20 protein-coding genes and 1 rRNA gene are annotated in these 19,319 nt (G+C 35.2%); 1 reads left to right on the top strand and 20 read right to left on the bottom strand.

Annotation, left to right across the window (positions count from 1 at the left end):
- The 6 genes from OCV53_RS06395 to OCV53_RS06370 form a co-directional block, all read right to left on the bottom strand.
- Nucleotides 1-72 (bottom strand): 16S ribosomal RNA (locus tag OCV53_RS06395); the annotation flags it as partial.
- A 545-nt stretch (nt 73-617) separates the two neighbouring features.
- Nucleotides 618-863 carry a TM1266 family iron-only hydrogenase system putative regulator gene (locus tag OCV53_RS06390; protein WP_055197188.1) on the bottom strand — a complete coding sequence of 82 codons (246 nt, stop codon included), beginning with the start codon at nt 861-863 and terminating at the stop codon, nt 618-620.
- Between the two features lie 26 nt (nt 864-889).
- Nucleotides 890-1,090, bottom strand: coding sequence for a hypothetical protein (locus tag OCV53_RS06385; RefSeq protein ID WP_022374286.1), 201 nt, complete (start codon nt 1,088-1,090; stop codon nt 890-892).
- Complete coding sequence (locus OCV53_RS06380; protein WP_055197186.1) at nt 1,087-1,659, bottom strand: GNAT family N-acetyltransferase; 573 nt, start codon at nt 1,657-1,659, stop codon at nt 1,087-1,089. Before OCV53_RS06380 ends, OCV53_RS06385 begins: the two co-directional genes overlap by 4 nt.
- Before the next feature lie 12 nt (nt 1,660-1,671).
- Entirely contained in the window at nt 1,672-2,643 is a 972-nt protein-coding gene (gene bsh, locus OCV53_RS06375) for a choloylglycine hydrolase (RefSeq protein WP_055197184.1), read from the bottom strand.
- Nucleotides 2,644-2,877: 234 nt separating this feature from the next.
- On the bottom strand, nt 2,878-3,954 hold the full coding sequence (locus tag OCV53_RS06370; RefSeq protein ID WP_055197183.1) for an FUSC family protein: 1,077 nt from the start codon (nt 3,952-3,954) through the stop codon (nt 2,878-2,880).
- Between the two features lie 170 nt (nt 3,955-4,124).
- Between OCV53_RS06370 and OCV53_RS06365 the strand changes: the two genes are divergently transcribed.
- Nucleotides 4,125-4,376 (top strand): hypothetical protein, encoded by a 252-nt coding sequence (locus tag OCV53_RS06365; protein WP_055197180.1) that lies wholly within the window; start codon nt 4,125-4,127, stop codon nt 4,374-4,376.
- A 107-nt stretch (nt 4,377-4,483) separates the two neighbouring features.
- On the opposite strand, the gene thiW is transcribed toward OCV53_RS06365, so the two are convergent.
- The 14 genes from thiW to OCV53_RS06295 all read right to left on the bottom strand — a co-directional run bounded on the left by thiW (nt 4,484) and on the right by OCV53_RS06295 (nt 19,318).
- Nucleotides 4,484-4,981: an energy coupling factor transporter S component ThiW gene (gene thiW / locus OCV53_RS06360; protein WP_022374291.1), complete on the bottom strand. Its 498-nt coding sequence runs from the start codon at nt 4,979-4,981 to the stop codon at nt 4,484-4,486.
- 22 nt (nt 4,982-5,003) lie between these two features.
- Nucleotides 5,004-5,693 (bottom strand): flavodoxin family protein, encoded by a 690-nt coding sequence (locus OCV53_RS06355; RefSeq protein ID WP_022374292.1) that lies wholly within the window; start codon nt 5,691-5,693, stop codon nt 5,004-5,006.
- 14 nt (nt 5,694-5,707) lie between these two features.
- Nucleotides 5,708-6,118 (bottom strand): large conductance mechanosensitive channel protein MscL, encoded by a 411-nt coding sequence (gene mscL, locus OCV53_RS06350; protein ID WP_022374293.1) that lies wholly within the window; start codon nt 6,116-6,118, stop codon nt 5,708-5,710.
- 153 nt (nt 6,119-6,271) lie between these two features.
- The gene (locus OCV53_RS06345; RefSeq protein WP_022374294.1) at nt 6,272-6,898 is read right to left on the bottom strand and encodes a cytidylate kinase-like family protein; all 627 of its coding nucleotides are present in this window, start codon (nt 6,896-6,898) and stop codon (nt 6,272-6,274) included.
- A gap of 112 nt (nt 6,899-7,010) precedes the next feature.
- Entirely contained in the window at nt 7,011-7,973 is a 963-nt protein-coding gene (locus OCV53_RS06340) for a bifunctional riboflavin kinase/FAD synthetase (RefSeq protein ID WP_055197178.1), read from the bottom strand.
- 9 nt (nt 7,974-7,982) lie between these two features.
- Complete coding sequence (gene truB, locus OCV53_RS06335) at nt 7,983-8,882, bottom strand: tRNA pseudouridine(55) synthase TruB (RefSeq protein WP_055197214.1); 900 nt, start codon at nt 8,880-8,882, stop codon at nt 7,983-7,985.
- Nucleotides 8,883-8,895: 13 nt separating this feature from the next.
- Nucleotides 8,896-9,840: a DHH family phosphoesterase gene (locus OCV53_RS06330; protein WP_055197176.1), complete on the bottom strand. Its 945-nt coding sequence runs from the start codon at nt 9,838-9,840 to the stop codon at nt 8,896-8,898.
- A complete protein-coding gene (gene rbfA / locus OCV53_RS06325; RefSeq protein WP_022374298.1) occupies nt 9,827-10,198 on the bottom strand; it encodes a 30S ribosome-binding factor RbfA in 372 nt (123 codons plus the stop codon). Before rbfA ends, OCV53_RS06330 begins: the two co-directional genes overlap by 14 nt.
- Nucleotides 10,199-10,219: 21 nt before the next feature.
- Nucleotides 10,220-12,484 carry a translation initiation factor IF-2 gene (gene infB, locus OCV53_RS06320; protein ID WP_055197174.1) on the bottom strand — a complete coding sequence of 755 codons (2,265 nt, stop codon included), beginning with the start codon at nt 12,482-12,484 and terminating at the stop codon, nt 10,220-10,222.
- A gap of 20 nt (nt 12,485-12,504) precedes the next feature.
- Nucleotides 12,505-12,804, bottom strand: a complete 300-nt coding sequence (locus OCV53_RS06315; RefSeq protein WP_022374300.1) for a L7Ae/L30e/S12e/Gadd45 family ribosomal protein — start codon at nt 12,802-12,804, stop codon at nt 12,505-12,507.
- On the bottom strand, nt 12,797-13,066 hold the full coding sequence (gene rnpM / locus OCV53_RS06310) for an RNase P modulator RnpM (protein ID WP_022374301.1): 270 nt from the start codon (nt 13,064-13,066) through the stop codon (nt 12,797-12,799). Before rnpM ends, OCV53_RS06315 begins: the two co-directional genes overlap by 8 nt.
- A gap of 21 nt (nt 13,067-13,087) precedes the next feature.
- Nucleotides 13,088-14,278, bottom strand: a complete 1,191-nt coding sequence (nusA, locus tag OCV53_RS06305) for a transcription termination factor NusA (RefSeq protein ID WP_055197172.1) — start codon at nt 14,276-14,278, stop codon at nt 13,088-13,090.
- Nucleotides 14,279-14,293: 15 nt separating this feature from the next.
- On the bottom strand, nt 14,294-14,758 hold the full coding sequence (gene rimP, locus OCV53_RS06300) for a ribosome maturation factor RimP (protein WP_022374303.1): 465 nt from the start codon (nt 14,756-14,758) through the stop codon (nt 14,294-14,296).
- 147 nt (nt 14,759-14,905) lie between these two features.
- Nucleotides 14,906-19,318 carry a PolC-type DNA polymerase III gene (locus OCV53_RS06295; protein WP_242852131.1) on the bottom strand — a complete coding sequence of 1,471 codons (4,413 nt, stop codon included), beginning with the start codon at nt 19,316-19,318 and terminating at the stop codon, nt 14,906-14,908.
- Nucleotide 19,319 lies beyond the last annotated feature (1 nt).

The raw sequence follows: 19,319 nt of genomic DNA, 5'->3' as shown, positions 1-19,319 counted from the left end.
GCTTCGTTCGACTTGCATGTGTTAAGCACGCCGCCAGCGTTCATCCTGAGCCAGGATCAAACTCTCATGTTCAATGTTGATCCAAGTTCAAGAAGCACTAGCTTCTTTATCCTTGTTATTACTGTTCTTATAAAGAACGTTCGTTGATTTTTTCTAAAATCATCTGAAAAATTCATTAGAATTTTCAAGGTTGTCTTATTGTTCAGTTGTCAAAGATCTTTTTGATCCGCTTCTTGTGTATAAGAAGCTTTATCATTTTATCACAGCTCTTTTTGTTTGTCAAGAACTTTTTTGATTTATTTTGTTGTTCTGAACTCTTTCATTCTGCAACAACTTTTATATCATATCATTTCTGATCTTGTCTGTCAAGAACTTTTTAACTTTTCTTTTAGATTTGATTTCTATTGTTCTGATCGTTCTCCGTCAGCAACTTTTATAGATTATCACATCTGATTACTTATGTCAAGAAGTTTTTTCATTCTTTTCAGAGTCAAAAATGGAATCTGATGTTATATTTTTCCGCCGCTCTTTCAGCGACGTTGATTATCTTACCATAGCTGTATACAGTATGTCAACTACTTTTTTCATCTTTTTAAATTAATCTAAAATCATATATCCTATATCTTTGAATATGTTGTTTTGGCACTGATCCCTTCAACTTTTCCAAGCTTTCCAGCTAAAGTATTAATGATATCCTGAGAGGCATCAATCGCGATACTTATGATATTAACCCCTTTCTCATGATATGGTATCCCCATTCGTCCTAAAATATACGTTCCATAATCATGTAAAATTTCATTTACAGTTGTTGAAGCATTAATATCTTCTACGATGATTCCAATAATTGCAATACGACTTTCCATTTTATCATACTTCCCTTCTTCTATATTTATCTTCTTCCTTCTGATATATATCCTGCATGAAATTCCATGTTGATCTGTCTTAATTCTTTCTTTCCATCAATATAATCCTGATACATTTCAATGATTCCAACACTACATCCATCGCAAGCTCCTGAAATATTTCCAATAGATTTTGCAACGATTTCTTCTCTTTCTTCTTTTGTTGTATCTTTGATCAATAAGCTCATAGTTGTATCTCCTTCTCTCTTAATTTTGAAAATGGTATTATTTCTTTCGGTGGCTGTTCATGTTTCCCGATATATTTCTCCATCCAGACCATATCGTACCATCTGCCGAATTTGTATCCGCTTTTATAAAATCTCCCCACCATATGATATCCTAAATGTGTGTGGTATTGTGCACTGTTTTTTGTTACATATTCGTCTTCTTGTTTTGGATAAGTAATGCATGCATCTACATTGATGATATTTTGCATACCAAGAATCTTTTCTAATGCTTTATATAGCTTTTTCCCGATCCCTTTTCCTCTGGCATCTTTATCAACATAGATCGTTGTTTCCACAGACCAGTCATATGCAGCCCTTTCTTTAAATGGTCCTGCATATGTATATCCGTAAATTTTCCCATCCTCTTCTTCTACCAGATATGGATATTTCTTTAATGTGTTTTCGATTCTTCTTTCAAATTCCTCTACACTTGGTGTTTCGTATTCAAATGTGATTGTTGTTTGTTCCACATAATATTTGTAAATATCAAGTAATGCTTTTGCATCTTCTTTTGTTGCTATTCTGATCATTACTTTTATCCTTTAATTCTGCATAAAAATATGTTCACCTTGGATTACTTCATATTTTATTAATTCAGTACTATCTAAATCTTCTTTTGTCATATCGACTGCACTGATCTGGTGATTATCATATGTTGTGTAATAGTAAATTCCTTTTTGTGCATTACAGCAAGATGTATACAATGTAATCTCATATTTACCATTCACATCACAACATCCTCTTTGTTGATCTACAGAACCAAGGATATGGAAAAACTGACTGACACTTTCTGCTTCGGAATTACCAGATACAGAATGTAATTTGGTAAATGCGACTTTCGCAAAACGAGAGGATGATGACAGATCCCCTGGAAGACCGATTGCACCCATTCCACGACTATATGCATTCAGCTCAATATCTTTTGCAAATAAGTTCTCTGGCTGTTTTGGTGATAGTCCCATATATTGGTTTAATAAAAACATCTGAATATTAAATGGAGGATTATTAGTAAGAACTCCCACTTTATTCTCATAAACATGCATTCCATCTTCCATTGCCTCTACTGTGATCGCTCCTGTTTTATCAGCAATGATCCAGTGAAGCTGTGCTACTGGAAACTGTTCGCTATATGGCGTATTTGTAAGATTCATCTCACTTAAGGCTTTTTTTGCCTCATCAAGAGTTGCACAAGTTCCAAGAATCCATGGAATAAACTCAAACTGGGCAATATTTTCTTTTCCTTCTTCTACACCATAATAAGAAGCATTTCCAACAAAATTAAGACCTGCCATTGCTAATCCTTTTTCGTTAAATGCATCATAGTATAATGGATCATTTACAACGACATGTGCCATTCCGATCATTGCATAATGACTTTGTAAAGATTCTCTGTGTCTAAAATCAAACTGATAGTTTCTTGGAGTGATCACAATCTCATCTCCATAAGAAAATTCATAATCCAGTGTTCTTCCAAAATAAAAATCTTTTGTCTGATATGTTGCAGCTGTACACATATTTTTGCACTCCTTTTTATTTTATTCTATTTTATAGTTTTCCCCTATTTTCTTTTCTAATATTATATATTATCATGTAATATAATTGATAGCAAATCAAAATCAAAAAGGTGTGCATGTAGCAAAAAAAGAAAGCCATGTAAATCAAATTGTACACGGCTCTCTCTATATCTCTTATTTCTTTATGATACTTGGCATGATCGCATTCTGGTGCAAATACCGACCATCAATTAATTAAACTTGATTTCCAACCATTGTATCATCTTCCATCAGGTTTCTTACAGCTGTACTAACTCCTCGGAAAATTTTATCAAAACCATACGCATATAAAGGACCAAATACATTTGCTACAATTCTTAAAATAATGGCAGTCTTAAGTCCAAACATACTTTCCGCAATGTATAATGCTCCAAATGTATTAAATACGGTTTGCCATGCATATCCAGCAGAATAACCGACTCCAACTCCACCGATCAGACCGATCCATTTAAAAATACTGTCTGGAAGAATCATATGTAATAAAAGAAAGATCATACATCCAAGGATGTTAAATGGTCCTCTTCTTTGCACGCGGTATTTCATGTCTTTCGAAAATGGTAACAATACAGACATCGTTGCAATACCAATCCACATCACTCTCGGCATATTTGCTAATTCTCCGATCAGCATTGCTGTTGAAATTCCAATGGATAATCTTAAATACCAATTACTTCTTGTAGAAAATAGATGAAATTCTTTAAATAAATGAAGAAATCCTCTTCGAAATGTCCTGTTTCGATGGTTTTTATAAAATACTAAAGAACAGATCACCGCTCCTGCTAACAATCCATAAATTCTTAATGTATAATCATGTCCTGTCACATCATATCCATATAATAGTAAATATCCTAAAATAAATGTGGATTGATTGGACATGATCACATTATGGCAGCTTAATATCAGGATTGCCATAATACAGACAAAATGAATCAAAAAAGTCCATCCAGCACTTACAGTATTTGCAAGTCTTGGTCCTGCTGCAAGAATACCAAAGATCATAAAGATCACTGCAATACTATGCTTTGTATCAATTCCAAAATCAACCTGTCGTAAGATCATTAATACTAATAATACAAGAACACCTACAATACTGTTTTGTGATCCAAAGATCATACTGTAAAGTGTCACAACTGCAAAACAAAATGCAACTACTAAATATACTTTAAAATTATATATTAAAATACGGTTTCTCTTTTCTTTGAGATCATTAGTACTTTTGATCCATTGTTTTGACCCAATCGAACTTAATTGTAACTGTTGGTAAAAATTCAATCGAAAACGCCTCCTTATTTCTTTATTATTTCTTGGTAGCAATAAAACATTTTACATATTTTATACTGATTCGTCAATACATATATTTTTTATATTTGACGTTTTATTTCATTTTTGTTATGATTTCTATAATATATTTGAACTTGATAAAGAAAGGAGGATTTATCCTCATGGCAATGAATTTTAACCAGATGTTAAAGTTTCAACAGATGAAAAACTCTCTGAAACGATTTGACAGAGATCATCCAAAGTTTAAAAACTTTTTAAATGCGGTTACGCGTGAACAGGCGCTTAGAGAAGGAGCCGTCATTGAACTATCTGTAACTTCCCCAGAAGGAAAGAATTACTGTTCTAATATTAAACTAAATGCTGAAGATATCGAACTTATCAATCAGTTAAAAACTATGAATCCAAATAGCTAAGAGGATTAATGATTTATCTTTCCTAAGGATCGTGAATGTTCCAAAACGTCAAAAAGAATTCCTTATTTTAAATTTTAAGGGATTCTTTTTATTCTTTAAATATTAAATTATCCTATGTATTCCTCAATCAAACGTACTGCCTTGGATCTATACAATGCCGTAATAATAATTGCTGCAATAATCGTTCCACAAAGTGTACTTGCAAGAAATGGTCCCACAAATGTAAATAATGCTGCCTTTTGCCCCATCATCATAGATGCGATCGGATAGCATAACATACCACCTAAGATTCCTGTTCCAAACACTTCTCCAATATAAGCACCAATTCTTGATTTTGTATATTTAAAAACCATCGCACTTATAAATGCACCTACCATACTTCCAGGAAATGCAAGTAAACTTCCCGTTCCAAGAAGGTTTCGGATCAGTGCTGTACAAAATGCCATTGATACTCCGTAAACAGGACCTAAGAAAACCGCCGCAATCACATTCACCATATGTTGAATCGGAAAGCAACGGCTTGCTCCGATCGGTATTGAAAATGATGATAAAATGACTGCTACTGCTACAAGCATTGCAGATATTGTTAGTTTCTTTAAATTCATCTAAGGTCACTCTCCTTCGCTGTTAGTTCCATGGTCGTTGATCTTTATCCCAGCCCTTTTCTCTCCAATAAGCAAGATCAGCTTCATCCCATCTTTTTGTATGAAGCATTCTCATAAGATAAAAACAAATCTTTGTCTTTATTCCTGGTTTTACTTTTCTATGTCGGGCTTTGATCTGATTAGCTATTTTTGTTGTCTTCTTTTCAATCTGTGCTTTAATCTCTGGTTTTACATTCTGATAAGAAGTGGACATAACTCTTACACCATATTTATATGTTTTCGCTACACCCCAGTAAAAAAAGCTATCAGCCATATCTTTATTCGTACTTTTCGTTCCTGCACCAGCAGCTGTTGAAATACAGACTGCCTGTTTATGAAACATCGATTCCTCCGGTCTATGTAACATCCATCGATACCCATAATGATCCAAAAATGCCTTCATAGATCCTGTCACATGATAAACATAAACTGGACTTTCAAAAATAAGTACGTCTGCTTCATCCAATGCTTTTGTTAATGGTTTTAATTTTTCATAATGCGGACATAATGTCTCCGATTTATGAAAACATTGTGTACATCCTATACAAAATTCACCAAAATCTCTCGGAAGAAAAATTTCTTTCACTTCCCCATCTAGTTTATCTGCCAAAATCTTTGAAATATGATATGTAGAACCTTTATGACTTTGCCCATGTATGATCGTTATCTTCATTATTTTACTCTTTTCTAGCTTTTATCTTCTTCTGGCTGCACGGATGTACAATGAGGACATCTTGTCGCACGAATATCAATCTCACTCATACAAAATGGACAGATTTTTGTTGTTGATGCTTCTGGTTCCTCAGGCTTTGCACCAAGCGACATGATCTTATTCATTGCTTTTAATAGACAGAATAAAATAAATGCCATGATCAAAAAGTTCACAACAGAAGATCCAAATGCAGAAGCATATCCGGAGATTTCCTCTAATGTATAAACCTTTCCTGTCATGACCAGTTTGATGATCGGCTGAATAAAGTTATCAGTAAGTGATGTAACAATTCCTGAAAATGCACCACCGATCAATACACCGACTGCCATATCCATGACATTGCCACGAAGTGCAAATGCTTTAAATTCTTCTAAAAATTTCTTCATACATCTCTCCTTTATACAGTTTTTCATAACGCTTTTTATTTTAACACATATTTATCAAAAACTATATAGTATCTTTTATTTTACGACAGGAAATTTCTAACAAAAAGAGACTGTATATCAAATACAGTCTCCGTAATTACTAAATTGTTCAATTTATTCTTGTGATTCCTTCATATCAATCACTTTCTTGATCATCTCAACACTTCCATCAATTCCAAGATAGCTACTGTTTAAGCACAAATCATAAGATTTCGCATCTCCCCACTTATTAGAACTGTAGTAATTATAATAACTAGAACGCTGCTTATCTTTCTTCATGAGCACTTCTTTGCTCTTCTCTTTCACAATTCCATATTCTGTCTCAATCCGTTTAATACGATCTTCAAACGGTGCATGAACATAAACACTTAAACAGTTATCAAAATCTTCCAGTGCATAATCTGCACATCTTCCAACAAATACGCAAGGTCCTTTTTTCGCTAATTCCTTAATCGTATCAAATGCAGCCAAAAATACTTTATGATTCAGTGGTAAATCAAAAGAATTAGAGTTATATCCTAATGAATATGGATCCATTACTAAAGAATACAAGAAACTTGTGGTTGGTTTTTCATCAAAACTTTCAAAAATTTCTTCACAGATTCCACTTTCTTTTGCTGCAACCTTAATCAATTCACTGTCATAGAAAGGAATTCCCAGATCCTTAGAGAGCTTCTCTCCGATCAGATGTCCTCCGCTTCCATATTGTCGTTCGATTGTAATAATTGTGTTAGTACTCATATGAATCGCTCCCTTCCCCAAAGGGTAAAATATTCAAGTTATTCCTTGTTAGTAATATTATACTACAAACGAGTACTATTTAAAAGGAAAATTGTATATTTTTTTATTCAATTTAGTATTTATAACCAAAATGCTCTTTTGCATATGCTTTTGCAAATTCTGCATCTTCATGCATCTGCAAACTTAAAGATTCCAGAGAATCAAATTTCATTTCTGGTCTTTTGAAATATAATAAATCAACTTCTATTTCCTTATTATAGATATTCTTATTGAAATCAAAAATATAAGTTTCAACTCCCATATGTTTCTTTCCTTCAATCGTCGGTTTCACACCAACATTACTGATTCCATAATGAATTTCATCTTTATAACGGATTCTTGAAACATAAACTCCTTTTGGCGGCAATAATTTATCTTCTGCCGGTATTTGATTTGCTGTTGGCATCTGAAGCACTTCTGCTCCCATATGATTTCCATGAACAACCGGTCCACAGATCATAAATGGATCCTCCATCAAACGATTAGCTTCCTCAATCCTTCCTTCTGACAGCAAACGGCGGACTCTTGTGCTTGATACGATCTCGCCTTCTAGTTCTAATTTTGGAATAACGATCAGTTTAAAGTCATATTCTTTGGACATTCGTTCTAGTAATTCAACATTTCCCTGTCTTTTATATCCAAATCCGCAATCGTCTCCAACAACCAAAACTTTCATTCCTGTTTTTTCAAGAAGAACTTTAATAACAAAATCTTCTGGTGAAAGATGTGAAAATTCATCCGTAAATGGATGTTCAATATAGATATCAATTCCTCTCTTAGCTAGAAGTTTTGTTTTCTCATTCGTTGTATAGATCACGTTCATATGTTTGTGTTTTAACATATTAAGCGGTGGACGGTCAAAAGAAAAAACAGCCGCCTGATATCCCATTTCTTTATATTTGATCAGTTCATCAAAAATCAGCTGATGACCTTTATGCATTCCGTCAAATTTTCCAAGGGCTACCACTGTATTATGAAATTGAAATTGTTCTGTATTATGAAATTGAAATTGTTCTGTATTATGAATGTATTCCATGGCTTCCTCTCACTGGTTGTTGTCATAAAAAATCTTATCTGGGAAAAACATATTATTTTTCCAGTAATATATTCCGATAAAATGTTCATCTGCATCGTATATACGAAGTTTCTTTGTTGTATCAATATCTGTTTCGAAGAAAGCATCCTTTTTCAAGGGGTTTCCATTAAATAAAATCTTATTATATTCTTTTTTTACAGTTCCTTTCTGGTATTGTAAAAAAACTTTCTCGATTGGAACAATCAACTGTTCGATTGTTCCATCTTTCACTGCCTCTTCAATCTGAGACAGTGTATGTGAATTCTTAATCTGAAATCCACTGGATTTTGTGCGTACTAACTTTGTCATGCATGCACCATTGTGAAGCTTACGGCCAATATCCCTGCAAAGACTTCGAATGTATGTACCTTTGCTACAAGTAACTATCATTGTTACTTCCGGATAGGAAATCTCAATATTTGTGATATCATAAATTTTAATTCGTTCTGGCTTTCGCTCAATAACTTTTCCTTCTCTGGCAAGTTCATACAGCTTCTTTCCATTAATCTTTTTTGCAGAATACATTGGTGGTATCTGATCATATTCTCCAACAAAAGATAATATCGTATCTTTAATTGGAGCTTCTGTATCTAACGGCTCATAGGTATTTGTAACAGTTCCCCAGATATCTTCTGTATCCGTCTCTTTTTCAAATACAAAGCTCACCTGATACTGTTTCTTTGTACCTGTTAACATATCACATAATTTTGTCCCCTTTCCAAGGCAGACAGGCAATACACCTTCTGCATTTGGATCAAGCGTCCCTGCATGACCGATCTTTTTCTGTCGCAGAATTCCTCGAAGCTTTGCAACGACATCATGAGATGTAAAATCTTTCTCTTTGTATATATTTAATAATCCGTTGTACATAAAAACCTCTGTCTTATAACTGTTTTGTGATATCATTTATGATCATATTCTTAACATCCTGTAAGTTTCCTTTCACAGAACATCCCGCAGCGCGGATATGTCCTCCGCCACCATGTGATTTGGCTATTTCTGAAACGTTTACAGTCTCATTCGAGCGCATACTTACTTTGTAACCATCTTTAATCGGATATAGAAAAACTGCAGCTTCTACGCCTTTCGTAATACGAAGCTGATCAATAATTCCATCACTGTCAGAAGTTGATGCCTGAAGATCTTTAAAATCTTCTTCTGACAGATAAGAAAAAATGATCTGTCCTTTTTCATAAAGCTCACTTTTTAACAGGGCTTTCCCTAACAGCTGATTTTGTACAAATGTTTTCTGATAAAAAGTCTCATCAATGATCTTTGTACTTGAAACACCTTTTTCAAGTAACATTCCTGCATATTCCATTGTTTTACGCGTTGTATTGGAATGTTTAAATACTCCTGTATCGTGTACAATTCCTGTATACAGACACTGTGCACATTCTTTGAAAATTTTATCTTCCTCAAAAATCTGACATAAAACTTCACAAGTCGCACTTGCCTGTGGATCAATCTTGCAAAAATCCCCAAATCCATCATTACTGATATGATGATCAATTCCAATCAGTGTCTTTGCATGATTCACCATTGTTGCAAATGGTTCATAACGATCTTCTGCCCCACAGTCCAGGACAAAAAACAAATCATAGACTTCTTCATCATTTGACTCTGTGATGATCTCATCTGCATGACTTAAAAAATAAAATTCTGTGCTGATCGGTTCTAAATAAACATCAACTTTCTTTCCAGAATAGTTATCTAAAATATATTGCTTTAGTGCAAGGCAGCTGCCAATACAGTCCCCATCCGGGTGGATGTGTCCTGTAATGGCAATCTTATCAGCCTTTAAAACTTGTTCATTAAAGTGTTTCATGTTCACTCCCATGATTTAATTCATCAATCTTCTTTGACATATTCACTCCATATTCAATGGAATCATCTAAAATAAATGTGATCTCTGGAGTATTTCTTAAATTGATAGAGTGTGCAAGTTCACGACGGATATATCCTACGGCACTATTTAAACCTTTCATTGTTTCTTCTTTTTCTTCGTTATTTCCAAGAACACTGATATAGGCTTTACACTGCTTAAGATCTGATGTTACAACTGCATCAACGACAGATGTCATTGGCGCAATTCTTGGATCTTTGATCTCTCTGCTGATGATACGGCTTAATTCTCTCTGAACTTCACCATTGATTCTTGTATTTTTAATGCTGTTCTTTCTCATATTGCTACTCCCTTCAGGAAATTATCTTGGAACCTCTTCCATGATAAATGATTCAATCTGGTCTCCTTCTTTGATGTCGTTAAAGTTTTCCATAACAAGACCGCATTCAAATCCTGTACGAACCTCTTTCACTGCATCCTTACCACGTTGAATAGATGCAAGCTTTCCTTCATGAACAACGATACCATCACGAATGATACGTGCAGAACTATCACGCTGGATTGTTCCATCTAATACATAAGAACCTGCAATTGTTCCAACTCCAGAAGCTTTGAAGATCTGTCGTACTTCTGCGTGTCCTGTAACTTTCTCCTCAAATTCTGGGTCCAACATACCCTTCATAGCTGCTTCGATATCTTCAATTGCATTATAAATAACACGATATAAACGAAGATCTACTTTCTCTGTTGTTGCTGCATCTTTAGCTGCTGGTTCTGGACGTACATTAAATCCAATGATGATCGCATTTGATGCTGCTGCTAAGTTTACATCAGATTCTGTGATAGCACCTACACCACCATGGATAACTTTAACTGCAACTTCATCATTAGAAAGTTTCACAAGACTCTGTTTTACAGCCTCTACAGATCCCTGTACATCGGCTTTTACAATGATATTTAATTCTTTGACACTACCTGCCTGAATCTGATTAAATAAGTCATCTAATGATAACTGCTGTTTTGTCTCAGATAACATCTTTTCACGACCATAAGCAATGAATTTCTCTGCTACTGATCTTGCTTCTTTTTCGCTATCCATCACCATCATAACTTCACCGGCATTTGGTACTTCGCTTAATCCTAAGATTTCAACTGGTGTAGATGGTCCTGCATCTTTGATACGTTTTCCTTTATCATTGATCATAGCTCGAACTTTACCATGTGCACTTCCAATTGCTACAGCATCTCCTACATGAAGAGTACCTTTCTGTACTAAAACAGTTGCAACTGGTCCGCGTCCTTTATCAAGCTGTGCTTCTAAGACGATACCTCTCGCTTTACGATTTGGATTTGCTTTTAATTCCAAAACTTCTGCTGTCAAAGAAACCATATCTAATAATTCAGTGATTCCTTCTCCAGTATGTGCAGATACAGGGCAAAAGATTGTGCTTCCACCCCAGTCTTCTGGCACTAATTCATATTCGATCAATTCCTGTTTTACTCTTTCAATGTTAGCACTTTCTTTATCAATCTTATTGATTGCAACGATAATTTCAATTCCAGCTGCTTTTGCATGGTTGATTGCTTCAATCGTCTGTGGCATAACACCATCATCTGCCGCAACAACTAAGATCGCGATATCTGTAGACTGAGCACCTCTCATACGCATAGATGTAAATGCCTCATGTCCTGGTGTATCTAAGAATGTGATCTTACCATTGGCTGTTTCTACAACGTACGCACCGATATGCTGTGTAATACCACCAGCTTCTCCTGTTGTTACATGAGTAGAACGTATCTTATCAAGTAAAGAAGTTTTACCATGGTCGACGTGTCCCATAACGCAGACAACTGGTGGCCTTACGATCATATCTGCTTCGTCTTCCTCTTCTTCTTTTAACAGTTCTTCAATGACATCAACCTGTTCTTCCATCTCTACCAGACGATCAAATTCCATTGCGATCTCTTCTGCTTTTTCAAAATCAAGTTCAGAATTCACATTCAACATTCCAGCTCCGCTGATCAGTAATTTCTTAATAATATCATTTGCAGGGATAGATAATGCATCTGCAAGTTCTTTCAGTGTTAATACTGGTGGAATTTTTACTGGTGCATTTGGATCTATTTCCGGTTTCTTTACTGGTTCTGGTTTAATAAATGCTCCAGGACCTGATGTTTTTTTCTTTTTCTTATGATCTTGATTCTGATTTTTATTGTTAAATTTCTTATTCTTTTTGTTATTTTTTCCAAACTTCTGAGAATTCTGTGGATTTTCTTTTCTTAAAATCTTTTTATCCCCATCATTGTTTTTATTCTTTGAATTTTTTTTATTATTCTTTACTTCTTGTGTTTTTTTATTATCTTTCTTTTCCATATTCTGTGCTTTTTTATTATCTTTTCTCTTTGAATTTTCCTGTTTCTTTGAATTTTCCTGTTTCTTTGAATTGTTATTCTGTTTTGCTTCTTTCTTTGGTTTCAATGCATTATCAATCATTTTGATCTGCTCATCTCCTATGGTACTCATATGGTTTTTTACTTCCACATGATTGGCTTTCAAAATTTCTAAAATTTCTTTATTGTCTTTATTATATTTTTTTGCAATTTCGTAGACTCTGAATTTTGCCATAAATATACCTCCTGTGATTTTTATTTATCAAGCTGTTTTAAAAGAGCATCAGCAAATCCCTGATCGGTTACCGCGATGGAAGCTCGAAACTCCTTTCCAATCGCATGCCCAAGCTCCTCTTTTAATCCTCCGCAATAAAAAGGTACCTGATAATGTTTACACTGATTCGCAAACATCTTTTTTGTATTATCGGAAGCATCATTGGCTACAATGACAAGAGTCGCTGCCTTTTTCCTGACTGCTTCTCTTGTGGCAAATTCTCCGCTGACCAGATTTCCTGATCTAAATGCAAGACCTAGAAGAGATAATACTTTATTCATAAAGTTTTTCCATCTCCTTTTTTAATGTCTCATAGACTGATTCCGGTACAGCCATCTTAAAAGAACGATCCAATCCCTTTTTCTTAAATGCTTGTTTTAAGCATTCTGGATCAGGGCAGATATATGCCCCTCTCCCATTTTTCTTTCCAGTCACATCAAGACTTATTTTGCCTTCTTTTGATCTCACGATCCGGACTAATTGATTCTTTTCTTTTAATTCACCGCATCCGATACATTTTCTCGTTGGAATTTTTCGATTCATTTTATCACCTGCTGATATTTTCTATTCTTCGATATCCTCTGCATCGAAATCTTCAACAGCTTCTTCTGTATCTTCTACATCTTCTGTGAAATCGTCATTGATTTCTTCATTATCAAAAAGATCTTCTTCAATTTCAAAATCATCTGTTTCTGGTTCCTCACTGGCTTTTGCTGCTTCTTGGGCTGCCTGTGATTCACTCTTAATATCAATCTTGTATCCTGTTAATCTTGCAGCAAGTCTCGCATTCTGTCCCTCCTTACCAATTGCTAATGATAATTGATAATCTGGAACTACAACTTCTGCACTCTTTTCTTCTACATCAACTGCTACAGAAACAACTTTTGATGGACTTAATGCATTCTCGATGAATACACAAGGGTCTTCATTCCAATTGATGATGTCGATCTTCTCACCTTTTAAATCATTTACGATCGCGTTTACTCTGGCACCATTTAATCCAACACATGCTCCAACAGGATCTACATTCTTATCATTAGACCATACAGCCATCTTTGTTCTTGATCCAGCTTCGCGAACGATGTTTTTGATTTCAACTGTTCCGTCCTGGATTTCTGCAACTTCTTTTTCAAACAGACGTTTTACAAGATCTGGATGTGTTCTTGAAACAAGAATACGTGGGCCACGATTTGTCTCTTTTACTTCTACAATGTAAAGTTTGATTCTTTCTGTTGGTTTAAATACTTCACCTTTGATCTGCTCAGATTTCATTAGGAGAGCATCTGTTTTATCATCTAAGCTTACACTTACATTCTCTCCAACATAACGCTGTACAACACCTGTTACGATATCTTTTTCTTTACAGTAGAAATGATCGTATACAACTCTTCTTTCTTCTTCTTTAATCTTCTGTACGATCACGCTTCTTGCATGCATTGCTGCAATACGTCCAAAATCTTTTGGTGTGATTTCGATTCTTACAGTATCCCCAAGATTTAAATTCTTATCAATAGCCTTTGCCTTTCCAAGACTGATCTCAAGTGCAGGATCGTAAACTTCATCTACAACTTCTTTGATCGCATAGACATAGATATCTCCTGTTTCACGATCCATATTAACTACAACGTTATCTGCACTTCCAAAATCTCTTTTACATGCAGCAAGCAGGGAATTTTCAATGGCTTCCATGATAACGTCTTTATCAATACCTTTTTCCTTTTCCAACTGATTTAATGCCGCAATTAATTCACTCATTCTCTTTCTTCCTCCTTAAAAATCTAACGACAAACGAGCACTTGCAATGCTCTTTTTCTCAAATGTAATATCCTGATCTTCGACTGTAAGTACAATCTGATCTTCTGTGTTTTCTTTTAAAATACCAGTAAATTCCTTCTGTTTGTCAATTGCTTTATAAAGCTTGATATCAATGGACTTTCCAACACTTCTTACGTAATCTTTTTCTTTTTTTAGTGGTCTTCCAAGTCCTGGAGAACTTACTTCTAAAATGTATGCATCTTCAATAAAATCTTCTGCATCTAGTTTCTCTTCTAAGCTTCGACTGATCAGTACACAATCATCAATTGCGATCCCGCCTTCTTTATCTGCATAAACTCTTAGATACCAGTTTGCCCCTTCTTTGACATATTCTACATCCACCAGTTCAAAATTGTTGGCTTCAATGATCGGTAATACTAGTTCTTCTGTTTTTGTTTCAATATCAACTCGTCTTGCCAATGTATCAACCCTTTCTTTTGTAGTGTTATTTCTTCATTGTTACACAAAATAGGAGTGGACATCTGCCCACTCCTAAGTCATTTTTTCTTAAGCTATATTTAGTTTAACATGAAAAATATCTCTTGACAAGAGTTTTTTCACATATTCTCAAAGAAAATTAAAACTTAACTGGTCTGTATCTGAAAGATCCCCCATGATTCCTAATTCCTTCATTTTATCAATACATGCCTGCGGTGCCTTGGTGCGATTTCTGAAGTTTTCTAAGGAAGTAAACTGTTCTCCCTTGGCTGCTTCTTCTACCTGCTGCGCCGCTTTTTCTCCCATTCCGTCGATACTTGTAAGTGCTGGCATGATCTTGCCATCAATTACCTGAAAATCTTTTGCTTTTGCTTTGTAAATATCTAATGGCCAGAATTCATAGCCTCTCGCGTACATTTCATCTGCGATCTTCATTTCTCGTAACAGGTCAAGGTCGGCATTCTTTACTTCATGCTTTGGTGTGTTTTTGATGATTCTCATCTTTTCATCTAAATGTTCTTTTCCAAGGCACATATCTTCATACGAAAATGCTTTCGCACGAATACTAAAATATGCTGCATAATATGCCAGTGGATGATACACCTTATACCATGCGATTCTCCATGCCATCATAACATAAGCTGCCGCATGGGCTTTTGGGAACATATATTTAATCTGTTTACAAGACCAGATGTACCAGTCTGGTACGTTATGATCTCTCATCATCTGCTCCTGTTCATCCGTTAGTCCCTTTCCTTTTCGGACGCCTTCCATGATCTTAAAGGATGCCTCTTGTTCCAGTCCCTGGTTGATCAAATATACCATGATATCATCTCGACAACAAATTGCAGTGGAAATCACTGCATCTCCATTCTCAATCAATGTCTGGGCATTTCCAAGCCATACATCAGTTCCATGAGACAAACCAGAAATACGGACAAGATCAGAAAAGCTCTGTGGATGCGTATCCTGAAGCATCTGAATTACAAAGTCTGTACCAAACTCTGGAACTCCAAGTGATCCAAGTGGCGTTCCATCAATATCTTCTGGCGTGATTCCTAATGTTTCTGTTCCATGGAACAATCCCATAACACCTTTATCATCCATTGGGATCGTTTGCGCATCAATTCCTGTGATATCTTCCATTCTTCGGATCATAGACGGATCGTCATGTCCAAGAATATCTAGTTTTAACAGATTCTGGTCAATGGAATGATATTCAAAATGGGTTGTGATGATCGGTGTATTCATATCATTTGCCGGATGCTGTACTGCTGTAAAATCATAAATTTCTTTATCATGAGGCACTACAATGATTCCACCTGGATGCTGACCGGTTGTTCTCTTAACTCCAGTGCATCCAAGAGCTAATCTTTCAATCTCACAGCGACGTTTTGTAATCCCTCGTTCTTCCAGATATTTCAATACATAACCATATGCCGTTTTTTCTGCAAGTGTACCAATTGTTCCTGCACGAAATGCTTTTCCCTTTCCGAAGATAACTTCCACATAAGCATGAGCTTTTCCCTGATATTCTCCAGAAAAGTTTAAGTCAATATCCGGCTCTTTATTTCCTTTAAATCCAAGGAATGTCTCAAAGGGGATATCCTGTCCTTCTTTTGTCATCTTTGTTCCACACTTTGGGCAATATGCATCTGGCATATCAAATCCAGACATACCCATCTTTGCATATTTCTGTACTTGTTCCGAATCAAAATCTACATAATGACATTCCGGACAAATATAATGTGCTGGCAACGGATTTACTTCTGTGATTCCTGACATTGTTGCTGCAAAAGAAGATCCTACCGATCCTCGTGACCCTACCAGATATCCATGATCATTAGAATCCCACACCAGTTTTTGCGCAATGATGTACATTACCGCATATCCATTTCCAATGATAGAATTTAACTCTTTTTCCAGACGGCTTGTCACTCGCTCTGGAAGATCTTCTCCATAAATTTCATGGGCCCTCTTATAACAAATCTCTCTCAGTGTTTTATCTGAATTCGGGATAACTGGCGGGCATTTATCTGGATGGATCGGAGATATATTTTCAATCATATCGTTAATCTTATTGGTATTGGTAATTACAACTTCTTTTGCTTTCTCACTTCCTAGATATGCAAACTCATCTAACATTTCCTGCGTTGTTCTAAAATAAAGCGGTGCCTGTTTGTCCGCATCTTTAAACCCTTTTCCAGCTAATAAAATAGAACGATAGATCGCATCATCTGGATTCAAGAAATGTACATCACAAGTTGCAACAACCGGCTTATGGAATTGTTCTCCAAGATCCACGATCTTTTGATTCAATCTCTGAATATCTTCAACTGAATTTACATTCTCCACTCGCTCTGATTCGATCATAAATTCGTTATTGCCAACTGGCTGAATCTCCAAATAATCATAAAATGATACAATATTGGCAATCGTTTCATCAGAGCGCTCATCCAATAATGCCTGATATAATTCTCCCGCTTCACATGCAGAACCAATGATCAGCCCATCTCTGTATTTATTGATCAGAGATTTTGGCATTCTTGGTCGACGGTTAAAATAATTCAAATGTGATTCCGATACTAAACGATTTAAGTTTACACGACCTGTATTATTCTTTACAAGGATAATCCCATGATACATACGACCTTTTTTAATTAGATCAACATTATCATTTGCAAATTCATTAACCTGATCAAGATCTGTAATGCCTTTTTCTTTTAACATAGAAATAAATTCTACAAAAATCTTTCCTGTTGCTGTCGCATCATCAACTGCCCTATGATGTGTTTCTAGTATAATATTTAAATGTTTACAGATATTATCCAATGTAAATTTACCAAGATGTCCCATCAAACATCTTGCAAGTCCTAGTGTATCTACGACTGTATAATCATATGGCAGATTTAATCTTTTGGCATTTTCATGAATGAATCCAGTATCAAATCCTGCATTATGTGCAACCAGAACAGATCCCTCGCAGAATTTTAAAAACTGCGGAAGAATCTCTTCAATTGTTCCAGCATCTTTCACCATGCCATCTGTGATTGTTGTCAGCTGTGTGATCTTATATGGAATTGGGCACTCTGGATTGACGAATTCACTGAATGTTTCTTTAATCTCTCCTCCAATGACTCTGACAGCACCAATTTCTATAATTCGATCATTCACACTGTTAAATCCTGTTGTTTCAATGTCAAATACAACATAACTGTCCATTAATGACTGTCCTTTTGAATCAATGATCAGATCTCCAAGGTCATCAACAAAATATCCTTCTACACCATAAATGATCTTAAATGGATCGTCTTCTTTTAATTTTAGATCTTCATACGCATGACGTGCAATTGGAAATCCCTGTAAAACTCCGTGGTCTGTAATTGCAACTGCTGGATGTCCCCATTCATAAGCACGATTTACAATATCTTTGATCTGTACCACACTATCATTATCACTCATTACAGTATGAAGATGTAATTCCACACGTTTCTCCATCGATGTATCCTGACGTTTTTCCCTAAAATCTGTGATAGCTTTAATTCCTGCGACTGAACCAAGTGCAATCTCATGATCAAATTTATCATACATTGCAACTGCTTTGATACGATAGAACTTACCTTTTTTGAGCCCGTCCAAAATATCCGGAAGCTGTTCATTTCGAACAAAAATCTTACAACTGATCGTATCTGTAAAGTCTGTAATATGGAAAATAATAATTGTCTTTTCATTTCGGATTTCTCTAGTCTCAAGAAATGTAATCTGGCCATGAACTACAACTTCACCAATTTCATCATAGATATCTTTAATTTCCATTAACTCACCATCACAATTTCGGCCATATAACAGTGTTGGATCATCTGAATATTTTGGTTTCTTCTTAAACGTATGTTCTTTTTTTGTAACTGCCGCTTTTTTTCTAGCTTTCTTCTCTTCTTTTTGTTCTTTCTCCACCGTATCTGCATGTTCCACAATTGTATGAATTTCCTGCTGTAAGCGATAATCGCTTTCCATCTTAAGACTCTGATCAATTGTTTTAGAAAAATCAAATCCGACTTTCGCGTCAATCGAAAAACGATTTTTTAAAATTGTTTCAAAAAAGTCTTTGATTTCTGGTGCTTTATTTCGATTTACAAAAGTATCTTCAAAATAAAATGTGATCACATTATCAGAAACTTTATAATCTCCTTTTCTTACAACATTAAAAATAACCTCCCCTTTGCCTTTTAACTCAAAGAGGAAGCTTTTCATGTAATGCTCCATTAGATATTTGAGATTATATTGTTCGGATAAATGATAACTTTCCTGAAAACGAATCTTTACAAAACGTTTTGAAAACAGCTGTTCTCTGATTGTTCGTTCCATTCTCCATGTATCAACTCTTGAAATCAGATGATCACATTGAAAAGAGATCTTAAGCATATTGTCTCTTTTCTTTAATGTGATTTCTTTAATATTTGCGTCTTCAAACAATGATCTTACATCGTCTGAAACTTTCAGATCCGGGAACACACTGAAAAATGGTTTCGTTGTCACTTCCATT

The sequence above is a fragment of the Anaerostipes amylophilus genome (assembly GCF_025567365.1).
Classification (GTDB): Bacteria; Bacillota; Clostridia; order Lachnospirales; family Lachnospiraceae; genus Anaerostipes; species Anaerostipes amylophilus.
Note: the sequence above shows the minus strand (reverse complement) of the source record. Positions and strands in the feature narration are given on the sequence as shown.